A 23,616-nucleotide genomic window follows, 5' to 3' on the forward strand; every position below is an offset into this window, starting at 1 on the left:
GCGAAGCCCTGCAAAACCCCTTCAATTTTTTAGTAATGGTGCGAAGCACCATCACTAAAAAATTAAACTGAGTCACTTATTGAATTGAATAAATAAAGAAGGCTGCCCCAGGGCAGCCTTCTTTATTTAAGCTGTTTTTTGAAGATGACCTGGTTTGCAGATCAGTAACACCGGAATGAACAGCATACCTGCCATTGGTAATATCCTGTAGTGTAATAAAACTTCGTAAGCATATCCTGAAATAACATCTCTTCCTATAATAGGCGTGAAACTCACTACTGCTATACCCAGCAGGATCCACAGGAAGATATTCATCTTTTCTTTAACAACAGTCCAGTTTACTATAAAATAGTAGCTAAGATAGATGAATACGGGGGCTGTATATAAAAATGCATATTGTTGCTGATGCGGATAGAGTAATGGGATCACTAAAAAGAGATAACACATTTCCCAGTACTGGCGTATACCTGTTTCTATTTTTCTAAATGGCAGCGTTCTTAAGAATGCAAAGAACAGCAGTACTACTGCTAAGCGGACGATATTCAGTATCATCATTACCTGCTCAAACGGAAGATTGACAAAGTTCCTTTTAAAAGGCATGGTACCCTGTGTCTCCATCAGGTAAACGGGTATTAAGGCTACGAGACTACTTGGTCCGTCTTCAACTTCTGCTGTCCATTCTTTGTTTAGAGGATTTATGATAGCAAACCATTGATGTACCAGGTCCAGGTTTCCCTGCCATCCAAGATAGAATGCAGGGAGGAAAAGATAGACCAGGTAAAATACGCCTATAAAAAATACGGTTTTGAATTCCTTACGGTAGATGAGATACGCTACAAATGGCAGCGGTAACAGTTTGATATTGATTACAAAGGCAAGCAATGCTGCCCCGAGAATATGGTGATTACGTCTGATAAGTCTTATACTCTCCAATGTAGCCCAGAGCATGAGTGTGGTCATCTGTACATATCCGATATCAATTAATATGAAACGGAGAGCAAAGAATGCAGAAAGTATTAACCACAGCCGCATTTGCTTTGGACTAAGCACGGATACATCAAAATATTCCTTTGACAGGTTCCAGATCCTGTATAAAAGAAAATAGGATAAGGTGATCCATAATAATTGCGGAACTATTGTAAGAAAATAGGAAAAGGGAGACAATAGCAATGCAAACAGCGGACTATAGTAGTATTGCAGATTCTGTACAAATGGAGGGGTGTAAATATTCTGTCCCTTCAGGATCTTACCACCAGCATATACAAACACTTCAAAGTCGTGACCTTCAGATGCAGAGCGGATTGCGTAGAATACTGCTATAATCAGTAAGGCAAAATTTAAATACTTATTGTATTTCATATTAATATTATAGGCGGGTAAATATACTTTAAAAGTCATTTCTGGCACACTCTTTTTTTTGTACTTTACATACATGTTCTCCATTCATACTTTTAATCAGGCGGGCTTTGAGATCATTGCCCTTACCGACGACAGCACCGGTACACAGGTAGAAATCATTCCTGCTCACAGTGCGTTGCTGCATGCATTCAAAATCCCTCAGGATGGGGGATTGCTGAATATCATAGACAGCTACAGCAGTTTGCAGGACTATCAAACCAACCAGCCTGAATACTTCAAAAGTGCGAAACTGAGCCCGTTTGCCTGCAGGATACCCGGAAGCAAATACAACTGGAAAGAACAGGAATACACTATCTCAAAATCAGTGTCTCCGGGCAGTGCTATTCATGGATTGCTGTATGATGTTGTCTTTACTGTCACCGGGCAACATGCAGATAAAAGAGGGGCTGTATTAACATTATCTCATGAATATAAAGGTCAGGATGCAGGTTATCCTTTCCCCTACAATTGTGAAGTACAATACAACCTGTTACCAGGTAGTCAGTTAAGTATCAATACGATCATCCGTAATTTATCAGATAAAGAGATTCCTTTGATGGATGGCTGGCATCCGTATTTCTCTACCGGTACGCCGGTAGATGAACTGGAGCTGCAATTTGCTTCAACACAAATAGTGGAATTTAATGCGCAACTGGTACCTACGGGTAAAGTGTTGCCTTTCAATAAGTTCGCATCACTGACCAGCTTGTCGGATCAGAATCTGGACAACTCATTTATAGTGGACTTTACGCAACAGGCGCCGTTATGCCTGCTACGCGACCCGCAAAAGCAGGTGGATATTACCTTTTACCCAGGCACCTGTTATCCCATTTTACAGATATATATCCCACCTCACCGCAACAGTATTGCAATAGAGAACCTTACCGGAGCGCCCAATGCATTTAACAATGGGATGGGACTGATAACCTTACCAGCAGGCGAAAGCAGGGAGTTCAGCACGGCTATTATAGCCACTGCGTGGTAAGTACAGGTGGTCCGTTGGCACAGTCTTTGGAACTTTAAGGGTATTCTATTAGTTCACCCAAAAAAGTTAGTTATGGATACATTGCAAATCAAAGGAACCTGGAACGAGTTAAAAGGAAAGATCAAACAACAATATGCAGATCTTACTGATGATGATCTGTTATATGAAGAGGGGCAGGAAGACCGTCTTATCGGCAAGATTCAGCAGAAATTGGGTAAGTCCAGAGACGAAGTGATCAAATTAATTAAATCTGCATAAAATGGGAAATCTTCTGTATCTCATTGCAGTAATACTTATCATTGGTTGGTTGTTGGGAGTGTTTGTGTATTCGGCTGGTAGCTTAATACATGTGCTGCTGGTAATAGCGATTGTAGCTATTATTCTGCAGATTATCAGATCGGCCAGATAAGTAACATATGAGATAAATTATGGTAATAATTATGCGAATCCTTCCGTTATACGGGAGGATTTTTTTGTAAACCGACAGGCATTTTCTATCTTAACCCAATATTGAACAGTGTGAGGAAGGCGGTATTGAACAAATACAAGAATCAAGGACCAAATTATGAATACAAAAGGACTAGTCACATTTATCCTCGTTAGCTGTTGCAGCATGCTCATGCTGGCAGTGCGGGCGCAGGCACAGGTTACCGTAACAGGTACTATCATTGATAAAGACAACAGACTGGTACTGCCTTATGCAAGCGTTTTCAACAAAAGCACGGGTAAAAGAACTTATTCTGATAAGGGGGGCTTTTACAAGATTGCCGGTAATGCACAGGATATCATTGTATTCTCTTTTATTGGTTATAAGCCTGATAGTATTACTGTTTCTCAGGTAACAGGTACTGAAACCCGGGAGATCGGGTTAGTGATAGAAGCGAAGCAACTCCATGGTGTGGAAGTGAATTCCCGGTATACGCCTTACCAGGCAGATTCCCTGGAGAGAAGAGAGAAGTTCGGGTATATCCTGGATTTACCTAACCATAAGCTGGCAGGGGATAATACACCGCAGGGAGCAGGTATTGTATTCAGTCCGTTTACCCGTTATTCCCGCAAGGAAAAGCAGAAAAGGGAGTTTAAGAAGATTTATGCTAAAGCAGAGATGCAGAAATATATTGATTCCCGGTTTACCCCATTATTCGTGAGTCGTGTAACAAGCCTGAAAGGAGATTCCCTGACACATTTCATGCAGGATAATTATCCGGATTATAATACTTTACGTGAGCTGAACCAGGAAGATTTTATTTACTGGATTACGGATAAGTACAAGGCGTGGACTAAGAAGAAATAAGTTATCTATTTATATAAAAGCAACGGCCACCCTGTTTCCAGCGTGGCCGTTAGCATGCAGAGGCCAATAGAAAAGAATATATTAGTTGTATACCTTCACCAGGTATACGAAATCTTCCATTTTCTTAATCTGTTCCGCACGGGTTAAACCTTCCATGCGGCTCTTATGATTCCATTCCTTTTTAGGCAGTTTATCTTTCATTTCTTCCAGCAAACGTTTCAGGTTAGCTGTTTTTACTGCGAAAGCAATACCATCTGAGGTAGTTTGTTTGCCGGTAACGATACCTACAACGTCGCCTTTATTATCCATCAAAGGAGCGCCGCTGTTACCCGGATTTACAGGAATAGACACCTGATATGCGGTGGTATCACCATTAAAGCCGGTTTGTGCGCTGATATAACCTTCTCCGTAAACTACTTCGTCGCGTGGGAAACCTAAGGTGTATACATATTCACCGCGGGGAACACCCTGTGGCTTTAATGTATATGGTACCGGTTGTCCGCGGAAAGAGCTGTCGGTAATCTTCAGGATAGCGAGATCGCTGGAGATATCTTCAAATACGCTGGTAGCTTTATATACTTCACCTTTAGTACTCTGGATGTAAATGGAGTCTGCACCGGCTACTACGTGGTAGTTGGTAACGAGATAACCATTATTGGAGATGGCGAAGCCGGTCCCACCATAAGTACCCGGGTTGGCAGGTGCTTTCTTTTTGCTGTTGAAGTCATTGATCAGCGCATTCTGTGAGCGCTGTATATTATTAAGGACGCGACGTACGTCTTCGTATTGAGCGGTAGTTTTCTGCCTGCTGGCTTTTTGCATCAGGGCAATGGTAGACAGGGACGTGATGAGTGCGATACAGGCAGCAGCAGCCAGGTTGGTGAGCATCCTTCTGCTGATGGATATTACCTTTGGAGAGGCTGGTTTCACTTTCATGGCATCCATATCAAGGGTAGCATGAATCTGGTCCAGTTTATCTTTCAGTGCTACGCGGCGGCCATAACCTTCCAGCTGTTGGATCAACTGCTGGTGGGCAAGTACCTGCTCGTTTACTAACGGATTAGACTGGCGCAGCAATTCGAATGCAGCTTTTTCCTGCATACTCATATCGCCTTCCAGGTAGCGTTCTATATCACGTATTAATGTCATGTCATTCATCGCCTGTAACCTACTTTTAAAGATCTGATTGCTCAGGTCTTAAGATTTATATTGATCAAAAAATAGTTTCTTTAAACGCATGAGGCACTTGTACTTCTGATTCTTGGCGTTTTCTGCATTTGTATACCCGAATTTCTCAGAGATGTCCTGCATGGACATTTTCCTGATATAATAATCTTCGAGTATCGTCTTGCAGGGTTCCCCCATACCAGACATGGCCTGTTCCATGATCCTGAACTGTTCGTCCTTTTTCACGTGCTCGTCGATAGTATCTTCAACGGGCAGCACTTCTTCCAGTTCATCCGGTAAAGCAAGCGACACATTACCTGTCTGTAGTTTTTTAAGCCACAGGTGCCGGCAGATGGAGTACAGAAAGGTTTTCAACTTACTGTAGAGATCAAACTCTCCCTGCTGCACTTTCTCAAATAATATGATCATTGCTTCCTGGAAAAGATCTTTCGCATCATCTTCACTGCCTCTGTACTGCAAAACCATTCTTAATACGGAGGGAAAATTCTCCTTATAAATGGTAGACAGTGCTTTATCATCATTACGGGCTAATCCCAGCAATAACTCTCTATCCCTTTCTATATTCGGATTGTGCTTCACTTATTAATACTATTATTTGGCTTTGGTAACCCAAAGTAGCAGAAAATAATTCCAAATCCCAAATCAATATCCCTGAATTCATCTATATGACTACAGTGACCCCAGTGATTTTATCGCAGTCTGACTAAAAAAGTAATGAAAGTCCTTATTTCTCTGTGATAAAGATGTAAATCCTACATCCCTTCGTTATGGAAAGCTTATTCCTTCAGCTTAAATAAGACACAGAAAGAGCATAAACTCTCTTTTAAACTCTTTATAACTGTTAACAGACTACGATATAACCTGTATATAAGCCCTATCTATATAAGTACGGCTTATATACCTGTTATATACCAGTTATATAGGGCTTATATACGGGTTATATACCTGAATGCACAGATTATCAGTAAGTTAAGAGTAGTAACTAAAATAGTGATGCTTTTTTAATACTGATTATCAATTCATTAAAATATAAGGGGAATTGTTATGTCAGGAAATGGTGAAAAATTGAAGGTCATTTAGTCAGGCTTCGCAGGAGTCCTGCTTTGTTATCGCTTTAAAGGGAAAAGCCTTTAAAATGAGGGTTTTAAAAATATTTTTTAAATCTTGGGTTACCTTTTCCAAAAGAGGGTATAAAGAGGAAACATTATTTCAAAACCTAAAAAAATAATTAAACATGAAGAATTTCCTGAAAATCGGTTTCTTAGCTCTGGCTCTGGGTGTATTTGTTGCTGCTTGTGGTGGTAGCGGTTCTAGCGAAGGTACTGATTCAACTGCAAACGCTGCATCTGCTGCAATCGATTCATCTGCAAAGGTTGCTGATTCTACAGTTGCTGCTGTAGCTGATTCAGCTAAAGCTACTGTTGATAGCGTAGCTAAAGCAGCTACCGATACTACCAAGAAATAATTTTACTGGTAAGCAAATTAACGGCTTTTATATACCGTCCCGGACTTGGTCTTGGGACGGTTTTTTTTGATTAAGCTAGTTTGGACGAGTGTTTTTGAATAAATTATCGAATTAAAGGTGATTTATTAGATAGAATATAATTTTTGACATAAGCGCTTGGACAATTCAAATCCCGGCGTATTTTTGTCCGGCAATTAAGCTAACATGATACAGCAAACGACCTTTGGTTACTTTTATGGTTTCTACTTTTTCTGGTACCAGAAATAGGAGGTCGTTTTGTAAGTACTTAACAATATAAAGAAACTAGCAAAAGGCCTCCTGAATAAGGAGGTCTTTTTTATTTATAGATTATTCAAAGCATATGTTACACCGTTTCAGCCTTTCTTACTTTTATTTTTTCTTTTACTTCTTTTACGTCGTAAAGGCCGGGACTCTTTTGTAATAACTGCAGAAATGAAATAGTTGCAAATTAAAAGGGTCCCGGCTCCACCGGGGCCCTTTTTCAATTTAATTAGTAGTTGCTGTAGCAACTAACAAATTCAAAATCAAACAAATTAAAAATGCGCGTCGCGATCCAGGGTTTTGAGGGATGTTTTCATCAGATAGCTGCTCAGGGGTACTTTGGCAAGAACATAGAAATTGAATGCTGTGCTTCTTTTGCAGAACTGGTGAAAAAAACGAAACAACAGCAGGTTGCTGACGCAGGCGTAATGGCGATAGAAAATTCCATCGCAGGAAGTATCCTTCCGAATTACAGTCTGCTGAAGAACTCCGGCCTTAACGTAATAGGTGAAGTATACCTTCAGATCAAACAACACCTGATGGTATTGCCCGGTCAGAAACTGGAAGATGTCCGGGAAGTACACTCACATTATATGGCATTGTTACAATGCTCTGATTTCCTGGAGAAGTACCCGAACATGAAACTGGTGGAAACAGAAGATACGGCCCTCAGTGCAAAACATGTACAGCAGAAAAAGCTGAAAAGCACTGCCGCTATCGCAGGTAAACTGGCTGCAGAGATCTACGGATTAGAGATCATTGCTCCCAACATTCACACCATCAAAAATAATTATACCCGTTTCCTGGTGATCACCCCTAACAAGGTAGATCTACAGGAAGATGCCAATAAAGCATCCGTTTATTTTCAGACAACGCACGAAAGAGGTAGCCTGGCCAAAGTATTGACACAGGTGGCTGCAGCTGGGATCAACCTGAGCAAGCTGCAATCATTTCCAATGCCTACAAAGGAATGGAACTACTACTTCCACGCAGATTTTGAATTTGACGACCTGAAACACTTCCAGAGTGCGGTGAGTAAAATAGAATCACTGACCGAACATTTGAAAGTACTGGGTATTTATAAGAAAGGTAACACACACTAATATGAACTTACAGGTAGCAAAACGGTTGCAACAAACGGAAGAATACTACTTCTCCAAAAAACTCAGGGAGATAGATGAGATGAACAAGGCAGGCGCTAAGGTGATCAACCTCGGTATAGGCAGCCCCGATCTTCCTCCTCATCCCTCTGTGATAGCAGCATTAAATGAGCAGGCTCAGAAACCGGATACCCACGCCTACCAGGGCTATAAGGGGATTCCGGCACTTCGTCAGGCAATTGCATCATTTTACAAACGCTACTATCGTGTTGAGCTGGACCCTGAAAAGGAAGTACTGCCTCTCATCGGTTCCAAAGAAGGGATCATGCATATCTGCATGACTTACCTGCAGGAAGGAGATGAAGCGCTGGTGCCTAACCCGGGATATCCTACCTACCGTTCTGCTGTAAACCTGAGTGGTGCTACCGTTGTGGATTACGACCTGGAAGAAAAGAATGGCTGGCTGCCTGACCTGGATGCACTGGCTAAAAAAGACCTGAGCAAGGTAAAGCTGATGTGGGTAAACTATCCGCATATGCCTACCGGTGCCCGTTTCAATGCTGCATTTGCAGAGAAGCTGGTACAGTTTGCCCAGCAGCATAATATCTTAATTTGTCACGATAATCCTTATAGCTTTATCCTGAACAAACAGCCACAAAGCCTGCTGGAAACACCAGGTGCCAAGGAAGTGGTACTGGAACTGAACTCCCTCAGTAAATCTTCCAACATGGCCGGATGGCGTGTAGGAATGCTGGTGGGTAAGCAGGAATGGATCAACGAAGTACTGCGTTTCAAAAGCAATATGGACTCCGGTATGTTCCAGCCATTACAGATGGCAGCTGTGAAAGCAATGGAACTGGGTCCTGAATGGTATGCTGATTTGAATAAAATATATGAAGGCCGCCGTAACAAAGTGTTTCAGTTACTGGAATTACTGAACTGCACTTTCGATAAAGACCAGGTAGGATTATTCGTATGGGCAAAGATCCCTGCTACTGCAAAGGATGGCTTTTCCCTTACAGATGAGATCCTGCAGAAAACACAGGTGTTCATCACACCGGGTGGTATCTTCGGCAGTAACGGTAACGGTTATATAAGAGTAAGCCTCTGTAAAGATGAAAAGGTGTTTGATGAAGTGCTGGAGAGGATTCAATCAAAATTTAAGTCATGATTGCAACGATAGTAGGAACAGGTTTAATAGGAGGCTCCCTGGCTATCAGCCTGAAAGAAAAGGGAGTAGCTAACTGGATCATCGGAGTGGATCAGAATGAAAGCAATCTGCAAAAGGCAAAAGAATTGCAGATCATTGATGAAAGCGCTTCTCTGGAAGATGCGATGCAGCGTTCCGAACTGATCATCCTGGCAATACCGGTAGATGCATTGCTGAAAGTAATGCCTTCGATACTGGATAATGCGGCGCCTAACCATGTGATCATGGATGTAGGTTCTACAAAAGAAAAAATATTACAACTCGTTGCCGGTCATCCAAAGAGAGGGCGCTTTGTAGCAGCCCATCCCATGGCCGGCACGGAGTATTCCGGTCCGGAAGCAGCTGTACGCAATCTCTTCACGCAGAAAACAATGGTGCTGTGTGATGTAAAGAACAGTGATGAAGATGCGCTGGAAGTGATAGAGAATATGGTAGACAAATTACAGATGCGTCTCGTATATATGAATGCAGTGGAGCATGATCTGCACACAGCCTACGTATCGCATATCTCCCATATCACTTCTTTTGCACTGGCGCTGACGGTGCTTGAAAAAGAAAAGGAGCAGGGACGCATCTTTGAACTGGCAAGTGGTGGTTTTGAATCTACGGTGCGTCTGGCAAAAAGTTCTCCTGATATGTGGGTGCCTATCTTCAAGCATAACCGGAACAATGTACTGGATGTGTTGGAAGAACATATTCACCAGTTGCAGCAAATGAAACAGCTGCTGGAAGATGAAGATTACGATACTTTTTATAAGCTCATTCAGAAATCAAATAAGATAAAAAAAATCCTGAAATAAGTTCATATGGAACAGATACTTGCAAAAACAAAATTCTCCGATCCGACTTCAGACAAGAAGCCGTTGATCATTTCCGGTCCATGCAGCGCAGAAACCGAAGAACAGGTACTGGAAACAGCACAGCGCCTGGCTAAAACCGGTAAAGTGGATATTCTCCGTGCCGGCATCTGGAAACCCCGTACCCGCCCCGGTTCTTTCGAAGGTATCGGTGTGAAAGGTTTACCATGGTTACAGAAAGCAAAAGCCCTGACAGGTTTACCCCTGGCTGTGGAAGTAGCAACTGCTAAACAGGTGGAAGAAGCACTGGAACATGGTGTTGATATCCTCTGGATCGGCGCCCGTACTACTGTAAATCCTTTCTCTGTACAGGAAGTAGCTGATGCACTGAAAGGTGTGGATACAACTGTATTGATCAAGAACCCGATCAACCCTGATCTGGAACTGTGGATCGGCGCTGTGGAACGTGTACGTAACTCTGGTATCACCAAAATAGGATTGATCCACCGTGGTTTCTCCAGCTATGGTAATACTGAATACCGTAATGCTCCAATGTGGCACCTGCCTATCGAAATGAAACGCCGTATGCCTGAACTGCCTATGATCTGCGATCCTAGTCATATCAGCGGTCGTCGTGACATTCTGCAGGAAGTTTCCCAGGAAGCTATTGACCTGGATTACGATGGTCTGATGATAGAATCACATATCGATCCGGATAATGCATGGAGCGATGCAAAACAGCAGATCACACCGGAAAGACTGGCAGAATTGTTGGATGGTCTTGTATGGCGTCATGAACGCACCGACAAGAAAGAATTTAACTCTGCGCTGGACAAACTCCGTGGTCAGATCAACCAGATAGATGATGAGATCCTGCTGTTACTCGGTAACCGTATGAAGATTGCTGAAAAGATCGGTATATACAAGAAGGAAAACAATGTTACCATCTTACAAACCAATCGCTGGAATGAGATCCTGGAACGTGGTATTGCGAAAGGTGAGAAACTGGGTCTGACAAAAGATTTCATCCTGAAATACTTCGATGCAGTTCACCTGGAATCTATCAACAGACAGAACAGAGTGATGAACGAAGACAAATAGACATAACAACAATATGAGAACGTTATCTTACCAGTTCCAGCATAGTAATACGAAATATTATCTGGGAGAAAGCCTGCTACAGCTGGGCAATTATGCAGATCCTGCCAGGTCCGTCCTGGTACTGGATGAGAATGTGGACAAACACCACGGGCATAAATTGCAGGGATGGAAAAAGCTGGTGATCCCGGATGGGGAAGAAAACAAAAGCGCAGATGTGCTGGAGCAGATCATCAACGGGTTGATAGAACTGGAAGCAGACCGCAAAACAATGCTCATTGGTATTGGCGGTGGTATGACTACAGATCTCACCGGTTATGCATCCAGTATTTATATGCGTGGTATGCCTGTAGGATTTGTACCTACAACTTTGCTGGCACAGGTAGATGCGTCCATAGGAGGAAAGAACGGTATCAACCATGGTAAACATAAGAACCTGTTGGGTACCATCCGTCAACCGGAGTTCATTCTTTTTGATTATTCCTTACCGTTAACAATGCCTGATGATGAATGGCATAACGGTTTTGCGGAGATCATCAAGTATGCCTGTATCATGGATGCCACGCTGTTCACTTACCTGGAAGAAAACCGCGAGAAAGCGATGCAACGCGATGTGGCCATACTGGAATACCTGGTAGAACGTTCCGTAGAACTGAAAACCAAGGTAGTACTGGAAGATGAGTTTGAGAACGGTTCCCGCCGCTGGCTCAACTTCGGTCACACGCTGGGGCATGCTGTAGAGAAACTGGAAAATATTGCACATGGTAAAGCCGTGGCGATTGGTATGGTGGCAGCAGCCAAAATATCAGAGAAGCTGAAAGGCTTACCAGTAGAGCAAACCAACCGGCTGATCCGCCTCATTAATGACTATCAGTTGCCTGTAACGCTTACATCCAATAAAGAAGAAGTGTATAACATCTTCAAAATGGATAAGAAGAGGGAAGCAGATAATATCCATTTTGTATTGCTGGAGGAAATAGGTAAAGCGATTACACAGGCTGTACCTATTTCAGCATTAAAGCAACTGCTGGACGAACTATAAAAAAGAAAAAATGCAAGTAACAATATTACCCGGCACTATAAACGGCACTGTTACCGCCAACCCATCCAAAAGCGCTATGCAGCGTGCGGTGGCAGCTGCGTTGCTGAGCAATGGCAAAAGTATTATCCGTAATCCCGGCCTTAGCGATGACTGCCTGGCAGCATTAGATGTAGCAGAGAAACTGGGTGCTGTTGTGACAAGAAAAGAAGATCAGATTGAAATAACAGGTAGTGGTGTTCATCCGCGTTCCAGTGAAATCAATTGCGGAGAATCAGGACTGGGCATTCGTATGTTCACCCCGATCGCTTCCCTGTCTGCACAGGCGATAACGATTAATGGTCATGGTAGTTTAACTACCCGCCCCATGAACTTCTTTGAAGAAGTATTACCTCAGCTGGATGTGAAATGCAGCACCTTTGAAGGTAAGCTGCCACTGAAGATCCAGGGACCGTTGAAAGCGAAAAATATTACGATAGATGGTTCTCTCAGTTCACAGTTCCTTACCGGCCTGCTGATGGCTTATGGTGCTGTGGCAGAAGATGTAACTATTACTGTAAAAGACCTGAAAAGCAAACCATACATTGCATTAACACTGCAACTGATGGAGCAGTTTGGGGTGAAAGTAACAGAAGAGAAATTTGAGAAATTCCATTTCGGTAAAAAGCAGGCGTATAAAGCAGGTGAGTATACCGTGGAAGGTGACTGGAGCGGTGCTGCTTTCCTGTTGGTAGCTGCGGCTGTAGCTGGTAAAGCAGAAGTACATCATCTGAATACACAATCCGCACAATCGGATAAAGCGATCCTGGAAGCATTGGAGAAAGCAGGTGCAAGCCTGATGCCTGGTGTGTTTACAATGATCGTAGAGAAACATCAGCTGAATGCATTTGATTTTGATGCCACTGATTGTCCTGATTTGTTCCCTCCTTTAGTAGCACTGGCGGCTAATTGTAATGGAACTTCCAAGATTTTAGGAGTAAGCAGACTGGCGCACAAAGAGAGTGACCGTGGTAAAACATTACAGGAAGAATTTGGTAAGCTGGGTATCACAATAGACCTTCATGGAGATGAAATGCTGGTGCATGGTGGTACAGGGATCAAAGGCGGACTGGTACATTCACATGCAGATCATCGTATTGCCATGGCTTGTGCAGTAGCTGCATTAACAGCAGACGGACCAGTGGTGATAGAAAGAGCAGAAGCCATCAACAAGTCTTATCCAGAGTTTTATGATCATCTGCAGAAGATAGGTGGTGTAGTGAAAGTAGGAGAGCCGCAGGTTTTATAATATTTAACAAAAAGTAATATTCCGCATGAACAGTTTTGGTAGATTATTCCGGGTGAATGTTTTTGGTGAATCTCATGGCGAAAGTGTAGGTGTTAATATAGATGGTATTCCTGCCGGTATTCCGCTTACACAGGAAGACTTTCTGCCGGATCTTAGCCGTCGTAAGGCGGGTGCAAAAGGTACTACTCCCCGCAAGGAAGATGATCTGCCGCATATAAAATCCGGTGTGTTTAATGATCATACCACCGGTGCACCTATCACGATATTATTCGAGAACAATAATACCCGCAGTACGGATTATGAGAAGCTGCGTGAATTTCCCCGCCCTGGTCATGCCGACTTTGTAGCTACCGCTAAATACGGTGGCTTTGAGGATTACCGCGGCGGCGGACATTTCAGCGGAAGGCTTACCCTTAACCTGGTAGCTGCCGGTGTGATCGCTAAAAAGATCCTGGGAGAGAATATTACTGTTCGTGCTACGCTAACAGAAGTAGCAGGATTACCGGATGCAGAAAAAGGACTGGAAGCTGCGATTGCAGCCAAAGATTCTGTAGGCGGGATTGTAGAATGTGTGGTAGAAGGATTGCCTATAGGATTAGGAGAGCCTTTTTTTGACTCTGTAGAGTCTACCATTGCACATGCAGTATTTGCGATCCCTGCTATTAAAGGGATTGAGTTCGGTTCCGGCTTTGCTGCTGCCCGTATGAAAGGAGTAGAGCATAATGATGCTATTCTGGATGCCACGGGTAAAACTGCTACCAATCATGCAGGTGGAGTAGTAGGTGGTATTACCAATGGGAATCCACTGGTATTCCGCGTAGCGGTGAAACCTACCTCCAGTACGCCTAAAGAACAGCATACTTTAAATGTAAAGAGTGGTGAAGTAGAGTCTTTCAGTGTGAAAGGCCGCCATGACCTGTGCATTGCGCTGAGAGTACCTGTGGTACTGGAAGCTGTTGCAGCTATGGCGTTAGCGGATTTTATGCTGATAGAACAAAGAAGTGGAAGAATCTGGAAATAAGGCTATAGAAAGTAATTATTGGGACTGACCTTTTGGGTCAGTCCCATGTGTCTTTATTTTATGTATCAGTTTAGATTGACCATTTTATCTTTAGGATACTTAACGCTATAACTTAATTTATACTTCTTACTTTCTCCCGGTGCCAGTTCTATGTTCCAGTTCAGGATGCCGAGATCTTTATTTACATCTGCCCCGCTGGTTTCCAGCAGTTCTACCTCAATGTCTTTATTGGTGGACAAAGGGTATTGATCCTTGAGCAGCATGGAGATCTTTTCTTTTTTATTGTTCTTTACGGTGATCTCATAACTGAACACCTGCTTCTTGTTGGATCCCAGGAATTTAACGCTGCTAACATCTACCAGTTTGTCTCTTTTAACTACTACCCTTTTGTCCCTGCCCAACGTAAGCGTAAGAGTATCCTTAGTGCTGTTGGGGTCTATTATTGTTTTGCCTACATAGGTACCTTCAAAAATAATATTGGCCTCTCCGGGAATAAGATTGAGTTGTTCCCAATCGGCAACATCTGCCAGCAGGTAGGCTTCTTTATCCAGTTTTGGAGCTGCATAGAACTTATAGGTTGAAGCCACGCTGCTTTCTTTTAACTGCACGCTTTGTTCTTTACCGCTACTTTCCATATCGTAGGGCAGGTCTATGTTATAGACCATATTAAGCTCGTTATCGGCTATGGATACATAATCACCCATTTTATCTTTAAGGGCAACAACAATAGCTCCGTTGGCCGCCCTGCTGCCGTATATTGCAGTAGCTGCAGCATCTTTTAATACGTTCATGCTGGCAATTGACTGCGGGGCTATCCTTTCAAAATCAGCCTTACTAATAATATTTCCATTTACCACATAAACCGGAGTAGCATCGGCTTCGGTCGCCAGACTCTGTTTCATTTTGGTACCGTAACCCGTAACAACCACTTCCTGAAGGGACATATTTCCACTCAGCGAGTTGGCGAACGAACTGGTGCCCCTTATTTGAAGATTGGAACTAACAGGATTAATATACCCCAGGAACCATCCATTAAATACAGGTGCTGTATTTTGCTGATTGGGTGTAGACGTAGATAAACTCAACTTAACCTGCTTCCAGTCGATCCCTGTGGACTGAGCAACCTTGGCCCGGTAAATCAGCTGTACGGGTTTATTCACAGACTCTACAAATAGATCGTAGTAAGGATTCCAGGAAGCATTTTTGGTAATGTATGAGATGGTAAAATTAAAATTGCCGCTCATAGGACTAAACAGCTGTAGGATCAGGTTTCCGGTTGTTTTGGTATTCTTGTTTTTCTCCTCATTCAATTGATTATTCAGCTTAGCGATCAATTCCGCTAATTTGACAGCACGTTCGTTATAATCCGTGATCTCATTCTGCAGTTCGAGTGTTTTGGTTTTGTAATATTCCATCATTTTTACCAATTCGGCCACACTAAGCCCTGTTTGAGTGCCCCTGATCTCTTTGTTGGCGTTCAGGAGGTCCAGCATATCCTTGTCGGTCTTCAGGATCACCTGCAGCCTGGAAAGTGCCCTGGTCTCTGTTTCAACAGAGTCCTCCAGCTTTTTTACAAGCATCGGTTTTACACCGGGCTTAAGATAGTTGGTGGCGAACTCCACCGACATTACTGTCACTCCTCCATCAGAACCAAACTGAAGACTGTTAAGATCGACATCATTACTGACACCTTCAATAACAACGTCATTATTCCCCTTTTCGAGGGTAGCTTTGGCCGTGTGATGCAATTCTGCGCCGGACCGATACACAATGGCAGATTTTAACACAGCAGGAATTACGGTCCTATCGTTGTTGACATACGCAAAACTGGGAAGCAGAATAATCATTGAGCATAGCAGGCAAATAAGTTTCATATTTAAGTGGATTTATGGAAGGATGCAATAATAAACCGTTTTCCATAAATGCTTTATAAAAGCCTGGATATACATCAGTTTTTGTTGAATAAATAGTAATATAACTGAAGAAGGCTGGCCAAATGGCCAGCCTTCTTCAGTTATATCTGCAATAGACTATTTCTCAATAGCCAATAACTCAACTTCAAACACCAACGCACTACCAGGACCAATCTTCGGACCAGCCTGACGATCGCCATAAGCCAGTTCAGAAGGAATGAATAACTTCCATTTAGAACCAACCGGCATTAACTGCAAAGCTTCCGTCCAGCCTTTAATTACACCACTCACCGGAAAGGAGATAGGCTCACCTCTTTCTACAGAGCTATCAAACACAGTACCGTCGATTAACGTACCATGATAATGAGTTTTTACTTTGTCGTTGATAGTTGGTTTAGGACCGTCTCCCGCCTTCAGGATCACGTATTGTAAACCGCTGGGTAAAGTAACTACCCCAGGTTTTGTTTTATTCTCAGCGAGGAACTGCTCACCTACAACCTTATTCTTTGACATCTTTTCTGCTTTTAATTTTTGTAGATAATCACTTATGCTCATGGTGCATTGATCTTTAGTTAATAATGGCGTTGTGCCTTTTGCAGCATCCTTTATAGCTTTAATCAGCAAATCATAATTCAGGCTGTCGAGACCCTGTGCTTTCAGCGTACTGCCAATATCCTGGCCAATGCCGTAACTCACAGTGTCTATTTTTGTTCTGATCAAAGGATTCACCTTTACGACAGGTCCTTTGCCTTTAACAGCGGTTTTTTTCTGCGCAAAACCGGCTAGGGATAAGAAGCTTAATGCTCCCAATAATAGGGCGTTTTTATTCATAAAACAGTTCATTATCAATTGTAATGGTATAATTTGACAGGTTGCAAGTTAGTAACTATTTGATTACCGGCAATTCAATAAGGGAAGGATGCTGGGCATCATGATAAATATGGATGGTCGCTTTCCGGAAATCCTTATCATCACAATGGTAGATATCCGTGAATACCTGCGGGTTCCGGTCAACCAGTGGGAACCAGCTGCTCTGCACCTGTATCATCACTTTATGCCCTTTTTTGAAGGTATGCGCAATGTCCGGGATGCTGAAAGATACATCAGTTGGCTGACCAGGTACGAATGCAACAGGCTTCTCGAAGCTGTTGTGGTACTTTCCACGCATGATCTCGCCACGTACGAGCATCTGGTAACCACCCATAGGATAGGTCGCAGAAGGCATCCTGCGGTGCTCGCTGGCATCTTCTGTCCCGTATTTAAAATCATCTGGGAATACGTCTACCAGTTTTACGATGAAGTCGGCATCAGTACCACTGGTGCTTACTACCAGTTTGGCCAGCAGGGGACCTGCCAGGGTAAGATCTTCTTTCAGCTCAGCTGTTTCAAATACGGCCACATCCGGACGGCGTGAAGCAAAACGCTGGTCATCAGTCATATAGCTAATGGTGCGGGTGAAATGCACATCTTCTGTGTAAGGGACTGGTTTGGCAGGATCACTCACATATTCGTTGAAGCTGTTGGCGGCAAGAGGTTTAGTGAAATCCAGTTTGCCATCAGGCTGCAGGTAGATGGGAGTAGGCTGCATACCGGCAGGAGGCCACTGAGGCAGTTGTTTCCATTGATTTTCCCCGGTAAAGAAGACAGTGGCTTCTGCGATATCCGGTGCGGAGCCTTTACCATTCAGGTAGTATTCAAAGAAAGGGATCTCTACATGTTGCTCATACCATTCAGCCGTGTTGCTGTCGAAATGAACGTTACCCAGGTGGGTACCATCTTTAGAAGCCCATTGCCCATGGTACCAGGGACCCATTACCAGGCGGTTATTAGCCTGCGGACTTTGTTTCTCTATCGATTTATACACATTCCAGGCACCGAAGCAGTCTTCTGCATCGAAGAGTCCGCCAACTTCCAGCATTGCTGGCTGTACATTCTTTAAGAAGGGACGAATGTTACGGGCTTTCCACCAGTTGTCCAGGTCGGGATGACTGGTGAGGTCTTTCCAGAAGGCGATGCTATCACCCATTAATGCAGAGAAGTTCTTAACAGCACCTGTTTTAAGGTACCAGGCGTAGCTGTCTTTAGAATTGAACTCGAAGCCTTTAGGACCTACAGTAGTCGGCTGGGGGCGTGGTTGTCCGAAGCTGGTATAAAAAGAGAAAGCATCATCAATAAAAAATGCCCCGTTATGGTGAAAATCATCACCCATAAACCAGTCAGTAACCGGAGCCTGCGGACTTACAGCCTTTAATGCAGGATGACCGCTCAATGCCGCCATGGTAGAGTAGAAACCGGGATATGAAATACCGAATACGCCTATGTTACCGTTATTATCAGCCAGGTTTTTCACGAGCCAGTCTATGGTATCATAGGTATCACTGGCTTCATCAATATCCTGTTTAGTCTTTTTATTGGGATTAAAAGGGCGTACATCTACAAAAGTTCCTTCACTCATCCATCTTCCTCTTACATCCTGTAGTATCATGATATAACCCTTTTGAAGGTAGTTATTCAGATAGGTGTTGTAGTAAGGGCGGAATTCTTTATCACCGTATGGCGCACAGGAATAAGGTGTGCGGGTCATCAGCATGGGATGTTTTTCGGCGTTATCTTTTGGAAGATAGATGGAGGTGAAGAGTTTAACACCGTCCCGCATAGGTATGTACACTTCTTTTTTGGTGTAGTGTTCGTACATCCATAGTGAATCTTTGTTCACCGCCCTGGAGCATGCAGTATGCATAAACATACCCACTATGACCAGGCATAGCAATTTTCTCATAAGCTTTTACTGAGTTTGATGGTTATTATGATACCAGGCTTTCCCTGTCTTTTTTTGGCAATGATTTTACTACGAGATCGTATGAATCCCTGATCCATTGAAGCAGGAGTTTGTTGGGTATGTTGGAATGTACCTCTACCGTATTCCAGTGTTTTTTATTCATGTGGTATCCGGGTTTGACACCATCATAACGTTCACGTAATTCAACCGCGTTTTCGGGATCGCACTTCAGGTTAACCGATTGAAAGTCGTCAATGTTCGTGAGTGCAAAGACCTTCCCTTTTACTTTATATACAAGGATTTCTTCCCCAAACGGGAATTCTTCCGTTACACCTGGCAGTGAAATACAATATTCCTGGAATTGTTCAATATTCATAGCCCTTCAAAGTTAAGGATCATTTGCTAAAAAGAGCCGGGGCCAACCTCAGCAAATTGCTGTAGGAATAGCCCCGGTCAAATATTGAAAGTTGTTTGCTTGCTACGATGCAGATGATATGGTTGGTTTTTTTTGAATCTTATACTTTACTGATGGAAAGTATAACACGTGAATGACGACCGTAAACAATTTCTACTTCCTGTCCAGCCCGGAAATCATTCAGGCGTCCGCGCATCCAGTAAAAGAGGCGTTGTTTCTTTTTCAGTCCTTCTTTTTTTACGATAAAGCTGGTTTGCATATCGTTGTTACCCTGATACACTGTTTCAAGTGGCACCTGTATCTGTCCTTTCTGTAAAGTAGTAAGGTCTTTTTTGATAGTGTAGTAGCGAACATCTGTTACTTTGATGAGTGCGAATATCAGCACTAAAACGAAAGTCAGCAGCCATGTCCAGAACCAGGCATTCTTGTAAGAGAATAATGACTGATCTACTTCTTCCTGAGTAAGACGGCTTTTTAGAAATAGTTGTGGCACAAAGGCTGCAATCAGCACAAGTGTGAGACCGATCAAAATAAATTTGAAGATCTGCCTTCTGTTCTTTTTCAACGCATCCTGTAGGAGAAAGATTTCCTCAGTGGTCATAAAAGAGTAATCCTGCATAGTTATAATGGTTTTTCTTGATACCAATATATATAATTTAGTGTTAAATTGTTTTATTTATAATATGTTTTTGGGAATAATTTTGTATATGGGGGATAATAGATTGATAGTCAAACTATCTTTTTTTAAATAAAAAACCCCGGACTAACAGTCCGGGGTGTAAAATATCGGGAAATTCCAATTTTTAAGCTTCCGCTTCAGCATAAGCACTCACTGGTTCGCAGGTGCAAATCAGGTTACGGTCACCATGAGTGTTATTCACACGGCTGATAGATGGCCAGAATTTATTCAGTTTAACGTACTCCAGCGGATAAGCAGCTGTCTGACGGCTGTAAGGGCGTGTCCATTCATCAGCAGTAATTACAAACTGTGTATGGGGTGCGTGTTTCAGCACGTTCTGTGCTTTATCTGCTTTTCCTTCTTCAATAGCACTGATCTCTTCACGGATAGACAGTAATGCATCGCAGAAGCGGTCCAGTTCTGCCAGGTCCTCACTTTCTGTAGGCTCAATCATCACAGTACCTGGTACCGGGAAACTGAGGGTAGGAGCGTGGAAACCGTAGTCCATCAATCGTTTTGCAACGTCTTCCGCTTCAACACCTGCAGTGGCTTTAAACGGACGAAGGTCTACGATGAACTCGTGTGCGCAGGTACCGTTAATACCATTGTAAAGAATATCGTAAGCTTTTTCCAGTCTTGCCTTCATGTAGTTGGCATTCAGGATAGCGAATTCAGAAGCGTTTTTAATCCCTTCAGCTCCCAGCAAACGGATGTAAGCATAAGAGATGAGCAGGATACTTGCAGAACCGTATGGTGCGGCTGAAACTGCCTGTGTTTGTGCCTTGTTTTCCAGGCTAACGTGCCCTGGAAGGAAAGGAGCGAGGTGTTTAGCTACACAGATAGGGCCCATGCCGGGACCACCACCACCGTGAGGGATAGCGAATGTTTTGTGCAGGTTGAGGTGACATACGTCAGCACCGATGAGGCCGGGAGCAGTTAAGCCCACCTGCGCATTCATGTTGGCGCCATCCATGTATACCTGTCCTCCATACTGGTGTACGGTGCTGCAGATCTCTTTCACGCTCTCTTCATATACACCATAGGTAGAAGGATAGGTGATCATGATACCAGCCAGGTCAGCTGCGTGTGCTGCTGCTTTAGCTTTCAGATCTTCCACATCGATATATCCGTTTTCCAGTGCTTTTACTACCACTACCTTAAAGCCGGCCATTACTGCAGAAGCAGGGTTGGTACCGTGTGCAGAGATAGGGATCAGCATTACATTACGTTTGCCTTCTCCTCTGCTTTCATGGAAAGCGCGTATAACCAGCAAGCCGGCATATTCGCCCTGGGCGCCACTATTAGGTTGCAGGCTACATGCATCAAAAGCAGTGATCTGGCAGAGATAATCGCTCAGTTCATCCACTATCTGCTGATAACCGCCTGTCTGCGTTTTAGGTGCAAACGGGTGCATCTTGCTCCAGTGGCTCCAGCTCAAAGGAATCATTTCTGTTGCAGCATTCAGTTTCATGGTACAGCTACCCAGCGATATCATGGAAGTGTTCAGCGACAGATCTTTATTTTCCAGCATCTTCATGTAACGCATCATCTTCGACTCACTGTGATAGCTGTTGAACACAGGGTGTAACAGGTAAGGAGAAGTACGTTCCAGCGCAGCTGGAATGCTGGTTGTTGTTGTGTTTTTAGATACAGTACCTGCATCAAAAACAGACAATACATCATTCACATCCGGGATGGTAGCAGTTTCATCGAGAGAGATGACTACTAATCCTTCTGAAGGATAGAAGAAGTTGATGCCTTTAGCTTCCGCTTTTGTTCTGATGGCAGCAGTATCTTTTACAGATACGGTTATTGTATCGAAGAAGTTATTTGCTTTCAGTGTAAATCCTTTAGCACTCAGCTTTTCAGCAACAGCGCTGGCAAGGATAGCTATGCGGGTAGCGATATTTTTAAGTCCTTCCGGTCCGTGGTACACCGCGTACATAGCAGCCATGTTGGCCAGTAATGCCTGTGCAGTACAGATGTTGGAAGTCGCTTTTTCGCGTTTGATATGTTGTTCGCGGGTTTGCAGTGCCATACGTAAAGCACGTTTGCCTTCAGCATCAATACTTACACCGATGATACGACCCGGAATAGAACGTTTGAAATCATCTTTTACTGCAAAGAAAGCAGCGTGAGGACCACCAAAACCTAATGGAACACCAAAGCGCTGTGCAGAACCTAAAGCTGCGTCAGCACCCAGATCACCGGGAGAAGTGAGCAGTGTTAATGCCAGCAGGTCTGTTGCCATCGCTACGTAAGCACCGGCAGCATGTACCTTATCGATGAAGCTGCGGTAATCTTCTACAGCACCTTGTGCATTTGGATATTGCACCAGTGCACCAAACCAGGAAGCATCCGGAGCAGCAGTAGCGAAATCGCCTACTATTACATTGATGTTCAGAGGTGTAGCGCGGGTATATATTACGTCTCTTGTTTGCGGAAATACGTTACTGTCTACAAAGAATGTAGGACGGCTCAGATGATCGTGGTCTTTATTGAGAGCGCTGAAGAACATGGCCATGGCTTCTGCTGCAGCGGTTGCTTCATCTAACAGGGAAGCATTTGCAATAGGCAGACCTGTAAAGTCACTCACCATTGTCTGGAAGTTGAGCAGGCTTTCCAGGCGACCCTGGGAAATCTCCGCCTGATAAGGCGTGTACTGCGTATACCATCCCGGATTCTCAAACACATTACGCAGGATTACACTTGGAGTGATGGTATCATAATACCCCTGCCCGATGTAGTTGCGGAATACGTCATTTTTCAGTGATATTTCTTTGAGCATACGCAGATAGTCACTCTCACTGATCGCCGCCGGCACTGCCAGTGGCTTTTGCATACGAATAGCACCAGGAACGGTCTTATTTACAAGCTCTTCGAGTGAGGATACCCCTATGGTATCCAGCATGTGGTTGGTTTCAGTTTCGTTAGGCCCTATATGACGACCCACAAACTCATTTTGTTGTATATCAAAAAGATTCATGATGTGAAGAAGCTATGATGAAATGAATGTGCAAAGCTATAATGTTTTTCAGCAATGGCCAAACAGGGGCGGTCGTTGTGGAAAGTGTGGTGATAAACCAGGGTAATAAAATCAGGCTATTGTCACAATACTGTCTATGTACTATTACCTATCTTTGTACTCTGATGAATGACATACTTACAAACTGGAAAGAAAAGGCTATCGAGCAGCAGAAAGCAAATAAACAGTTTTTGCAGAAGCTGCAGACGAAAAAGGGTAGAGGTGTGGAGAAGAAATTGCCGGATCTCCATGATGAGGCATTTAGTCATATCGACTGCCTGCAGTGTGCTGGTTGCTGTAAAACGATCAGTCCCCGGTTTAAAGCGCCCGATATCAAACGTGCAGCTAAATATGTGGGTATGAAGGAAACGGCTTTCATAGATACCTATCTGAAGATGGATGAAGATGGAGATTATGTGGTAACAACGGCTCCCTGCCCGTTTCTGGATGCAGAGAACTACTGCAGTATTTACGATGCCCGTCCCGGGGATTGTCAAAATTATCCTTACACAGATAGTTATGATTTCGTGAAGCGGCCGAATATTACTTTTTTGAATAGTACGATTTGTCCGGCGGTGTTTTATGTGCTGGAAAAGTTAAAAGATATTGTAAAGTAAAAAGGCTCCGTGAGGAGCCTTTT

22 protein-coding genes are annotated in these 23,616 nt (G+C 43.5%); 13 read left to right on the plus strand and 9 right to left on the minus strand.

The window, feature by feature from the left end:
- Positions 1 to 126 precede the first annotated feature (126 nt).
- Entirely contained in the window at positions 127 to 1,359 is a 1,233-nt protein-coding gene (locus BMW86_RS16850) for a glycosyltransferase family 87 protein (protein WP_177189286.1), read from the minus strand.
- Positions 1,360 to 1,432: 73 nt separating this feature from the next.
- Between BMW86_RS16850 and BMW86_RS16855 the strand changes: the two genes are divergently transcribed.
- The 4 genes from BMW86_RS16855 (at position 1,433) to BMW86_RS16865 (ending at position 3,677) form a co-directional block, all read left to right on the plus strand.
- On the plus strand, positions 1,433 to 2,383 hold the full coding sequence (locus BMW86_RS16855) for an aldose 1-epimerase (RefSeq protein ID WP_089782893.1): 951 nt from the start codon (positions 1,433 to 1,435) through the stop codon (positions 2,381 to 2,383).
- 72 nt (positions 2,384 to 2,455) lie between these two features.
- Positions 2,456 to 2,641 carry a CsbD family protein gene (locus BMW86_RS16860; RefSeq protein ID WP_089782894.1) on the plus strand — a complete coding sequence of 62 codons (186 nt, stop codon included), beginning with the start codon at positions 2,456 to 2,458 and terminating at the stop codon, positions 2,639 to 2,641.
- Between the two features lies 1 nt (position 2,642).
- Positions 2,643 to 2,792, plus strand: coding sequence for a lmo0937 family membrane protein (locus BMW86_RS32550; RefSeq protein WP_143056601.1), 150 nt, complete (start codon positions 2,643 to 2,645; stop codon positions 2,790 to 2,792).
- A gap of 156 nt (positions 2,793 to 2,948) precedes the next feature.
- Complete coding sequence (locus BMW86_RS16865; protein ID WP_089782895.1) at positions 2,949 to 3,677, plus strand: carboxypeptidase-like regulatory domain-containing protein; 729 nt, start codon at positions 2,949 to 2,951, stop codon at positions 3,675 to 3,677.
- An 81-nt stretch (positions 3,678 to 3,758) separates the two neighbouring features.
- On the opposite strand, the gene BMW86_RS16870 is transcribed toward BMW86_RS16865, so the two are convergent.
- The gene (locus BMW86_RS16870; RefSeq protein ID WP_177189287.1) at positions 3,759 to 4,826 is read right to left on the minus strand and encodes a S1C family serine protease; all 1,068 of its coding nucleotides are present in this window, start codon (positions 4,824 to 4,826) and stop codon (positions 3,759 to 3,761) included.
- A gap of 48 nt (positions 4,827 to 4,874) precedes the next feature.
- Positions 4,875 to 5,444, minus strand: coding sequence for an RNA polymerase sigma factor (locus BMW86_RS16875; protein ID WP_089782897.1), 570 nt, complete (start codon positions 5,442 to 5,444; stop codon positions 4,875 to 4,877).
- A 655-nt stretch (positions 5,445 to 6,099) separates the two neighbouring features.
- On the opposite strand from BMW86_RS16875, the gene BMW86_RS16880 reads away from it, so the two are divergent.
- The 8 genes from BMW86_RS16880 (at position 6,100) to BMW86_RS16915 (ending at position 14,165) form a co-directional block, all read left to right on the plus strand.
- Complete coding sequence (locus BMW86_RS16880; RefSeq protein WP_089782898.1) at positions 6,100 to 6,330, plus strand: hypothetical protein; 231 nt, start codon at positions 6,100 to 6,102, stop codon at positions 6,328 to 6,330.
- A 560-nt stretch (positions 6,331 to 6,890) separates the two neighbouring features.
- Entirely contained in the window at positions 6,891 to 7,715 is an 825-nt protein-coding gene (locus BMW86_RS16885; RefSeq protein ID WP_089782899.1) for a prephenate dehydratase, read from the plus strand.
- Between the two features lies 1 nt (position 7,716).
- Entirely contained in the window at positions 7,717 to 8,883 is a 1,167-nt protein-coding gene (locus BMW86_RS16890; protein WP_089782900.1) for a pyridoxal phosphate-dependent aminotransferase, read from the plus strand.
- Complete coding sequence (locus BMW86_RS16895) at positions 8,880 to 9,722, plus strand: prephenate dehydrogenase (protein ID WP_089782901.1); 843 nt, start codon at positions 8,880 to 8,882, stop codon at positions 9,720 to 9,722. Before BMW86_RS16890 ends, BMW86_RS16895 begins: the two co-directional genes overlap by 4 nt.
- Positions 9,723 to 9,728: 6 nt before the next feature.
- Positions 9,729 to 10,820: a chorismate mutase gene (locus BMW86_RS16900; RefSeq protein ID WP_089782902.1), complete on the plus strand. Its 1,092-nt coding sequence runs from the start codon at positions 9,729 to 9,731 to the stop codon at positions 10,818 to 10,820.
- Between the two features lie 13 nt (positions 10,821 to 10,833).
- On the plus strand, positions 10,834 to 11,859 hold the full coding sequence (gene aroB, locus BMW86_RS16905; protein ID WP_089782903.1) for a 3-dehydroquinate synthase: 1,026 nt from the start codon (positions 10,834 to 10,836) through the stop codon (positions 11,857 to 11,859).
- A gap of 10 nt (positions 11,860 to 11,869) precedes the next feature.
- A complete protein-coding gene (gene aroA / locus BMW86_RS16910) occupies positions 11,870 to 13,144 on the plus strand; it encodes a 3-phosphoshikimate 1-carboxyvinyltransferase (protein ID WP_089782904.1) in 1,275 nt (424 codons plus the stop codon).
- Positions 13,145 to 13,169: 25 nt separating this feature from the next.
- Complete coding sequence (locus tag BMW86_RS16915) at positions 13,170 to 14,165, plus strand: chorismate synthase (protein ID WP_089782905.1); 996 nt, start codon at positions 13,170 to 13,172, stop codon at positions 14,163 to 14,165.
- A 65-nt stretch (positions 14,166 to 14,230) separates the two neighbouring features.
- On the opposite strand, the gene BMW86_RS16920 is transcribed toward BMW86_RS16915, so the two are convergent.
- The 6 genes from BMW86_RS16920 to gcvP form a co-directional block, all read right to left on the minus strand.
- Positions 14,231 to 16,039 (minus strand): DUF4139 domain-containing protein, encoded by a 1,809-nt coding sequence (locus BMW86_RS16920; protein ID WP_089782906.1) that lies wholly within the window; start codon positions 16,037 to 16,039, stop codon positions 14,231 to 14,233.
- Between the two features lie 156 nt (positions 16,040 to 16,195).
- Positions 16,196 to 16,909, minus strand: coding sequence for an FKBP-type peptidyl-prolyl cis-trans isomerase (locus BMW86_RS16925; RefSeq protein WP_177189288.1), 714 nt, complete (start codon positions 16,907 to 16,909; stop codon positions 16,196 to 16,198).
- 55 nt (positions 16,910 to 16,964) lie between these two features.
- Complete coding sequence (locus BMW86_RS16930; RefSeq protein ID WP_089782907.1) at positions 16,965 to 18,857, minus strand: CocE/NonD family hydrolase; 1,893 nt, start codon at positions 18,855 to 18,857, stop codon at positions 16,965 to 16,967.
- Between the two features lie 25 nt (positions 18,858 to 18,882).
- The gene (locus BMW86_RS16935; protein ID WP_089782908.1) at positions 18,883 to 19,233 is read right to left on the minus strand and encodes an MmcQ/YjbR family DNA-binding protein; all 351 of its coding nucleotides are present in this window, start codon (positions 19,231 to 19,233) and stop codon (positions 18,883 to 18,885) included.
- A 139-nt stretch (positions 19,234 to 19,372) separates the two neighbouring features.
- Positions 19,373 to 19,891: a hypothetical protein gene (locus BMW86_RS16940; RefSeq protein WP_089782909.1), complete on the minus strand. Its 519-nt coding sequence runs from the start codon at positions 19,889 to 19,891 to the stop codon at positions 19,373 to 19,375.
- Positions 19,892 to 20,075: 184 nt separating this feature from the next.
- Positions 20,076 to 22,937, minus strand: coding sequence for an aminomethyl-transferring glycine dehydrogenase (gcvP, locus tag BMW86_RS16945; RefSeq protein WP_089782910.1), 2,862 nt, complete (start codon positions 22,935 to 22,937; stop codon positions 20,076 to 20,078).
- A 164-nt stretch (positions 22,938 to 23,101) separates the two neighbouring features.
- On the opposite strand from gcvP, the gene BMW86_RS16950 reads away from it, so the two are divergent.
- Positions 23,102 to 23,593, plus strand: a complete 492-nt coding sequence (locus tag BMW86_RS16950) for a YkgJ family cysteine cluster protein (RefSeq protein ID WP_089783707.1) — start codon at positions 23,102 to 23,104, stop codon at positions 23,591 to 23,593.
- Positions 23,594 to 23,616 lie beyond the last annotated feature (23 nt).

The sequence above is a fragment of the Chitinophaga sp. YR573 genome (assembly GCF_900110995.1).
In the GTDB taxonomy this organism is placed as follows: Bacteria; Bacteroidota; Bacteroidia; order Chitinophagales; family Chitinophagaceae; genus Chitinophaga.

What these genes read in the sequence shown, in the direction of transcription:
- BMW86_RS16850 (WP_177189286.1), bottom strand. Translation starts at nt 1,359, where the DNA reads ATGAAATACAATAAGTATTTAAATTTTGCCTTACTGATTATAGCAGTA.
- BMW86_RS16855 (WP_089782893.1), top strand. Translation starts at nt 1,433, where the DNA reads ATGTTCTCCATTCATACTTTTAATCAGGCGGGCTTTGAGATCATTGCC.
- BMW86_RS16860 (WP_089782894.1), top strand. Translation starts at nt 2,456, where the DNA reads ATGGATACATTGCAAATCAAAGGAACCTGGAACGAGTTAAAAGGAAAG.
- BMW86_RS32550 (WP_143056601.1), top strand. Translation starts at nt 2,643, where the DNA reads ATGGGAAATCTTCTGTATCTCATTGCAGTAATACTTATCATTGGTTGG.
- BMW86_RS16865 (WP_089782895.1), top strand. Translation starts at nt 2,949, where the DNA reads ATGAATACAAAAGGACTAGTCACATTTATCCTCGTTAGCTGTTGCAGC.
- BMW86_RS16870 (WP_177189287.1), bottom strand. Translation starts at nt 4,826, where the DNA reads ATGACATTAATACGTGATATAGAACGCTACCTGGAAGGCGATATGAGT.
- BMW86_RS16880 (WP_089782898.1), top strand. Translation starts at nt 6,100, where the DNA reads ATGAAGAATTTCCTGAAAATCGGTTTCTTAGCTCTGGCTCTGGGTGTA.
- BMW86_RS16885 (WP_089782899.1), top strand. Translation starts at nt 6,891, where the DNA reads ATGCGCGTCGCGATCCAGGGTTTTGAGGGATGTTTTCATCAGATAGCT.
- BMW86_RS16890 (WP_089782900.1), top strand. Translation starts at nt 7,717, where the DNA reads ATGAACTTACAGGTAGCAAAACGGTTGCAACAAACGGAAGAATACTAC.
- BMW86_RS16895 (WP_089782901.1), top strand. Translation starts at nt 8,880, where the DNA reads ATGATTGCAACGATAGTAGGAACAGGTTTAATAGGAGGCTCCCTGGCT.
- BMW86_RS16900 (WP_089782902.1), top strand. Translation starts at nt 9,729, where the DNA reads ATGGAACAGATACTTGCAAAAACAAAATTCTCCGATCCGACTTCAGAC.
- aroB (WP_089782903.1), top strand. Translation starts at nt 10,834, where the DNA reads ATGAGAACGTTATCTTACCAGTTCCAGCATAGTAATACGAAATATTAT.
- aroA (WP_089782904.1), top strand. Translation starts at nt 11,870, where the DNA reads ATGCAAGTAACAATATTACCCGGCACTATAAACGGCACTGTTACCGCC.
- BMW86_RS16915 (WP_089782905.1), top strand. Translation starts at nt 13,170, where the DNA reads ATGAACAGTTTTGGTAGATTATTCCGGGTGAATGTTTTTGGTGAATCT.
- BMW86_RS16920 (WP_089782906.1), bottom strand. Translation starts at nt 16,039, where the DNA reads ATGAAACTTATTTGCCTGCTATGCTCAATGATTATTCTGCTTCCCAGT.
- BMW86_RS16925 (WP_177189288.1), bottom strand. Translation starts at nt 16,909, where the DNA reads ATGAATAAAAACGCCCTATTATTGGGAGCATTAAGCTTCTTATCCCTA.
- BMW86_RS16930 (WP_089782907.1), bottom strand. Translation starts at nt 18,857, where the DNA reads ATGAGAAAATTGCTATGCCTGGTCATAGTGGGTATGTTTATGCATACT.
- BMW86_RS16935 (WP_089782908.1), bottom strand. Translation starts at nt 19,233, where the DNA reads ATGAATATTGAACAATTCCAGGAATATTGTATTTCACTGCCAGGTGTA.
- BMW86_RS16940 (WP_089782909.1), bottom strand. Translation starts at nt 19,891, where the DNA reads ATGCAGGATTACTCTTTTATGACCACTGAGGAAATCTTTCTCCTACAG.
- gcvP (WP_089782910.1), bottom strand. Translation starts at nt 22,937, where the DNA reads ATGAATCTTTTTGATATACAACAAAATGAGTTTGTGGGTCGTCATATA.
- BMW86_RS16950 (WP_089783707.1), top strand. Translation starts at nt 23,102, where the DNA reads ATGAATGACATACTTACAAACTGGAAAGAAAAGGCTATCGAGCAGCAG.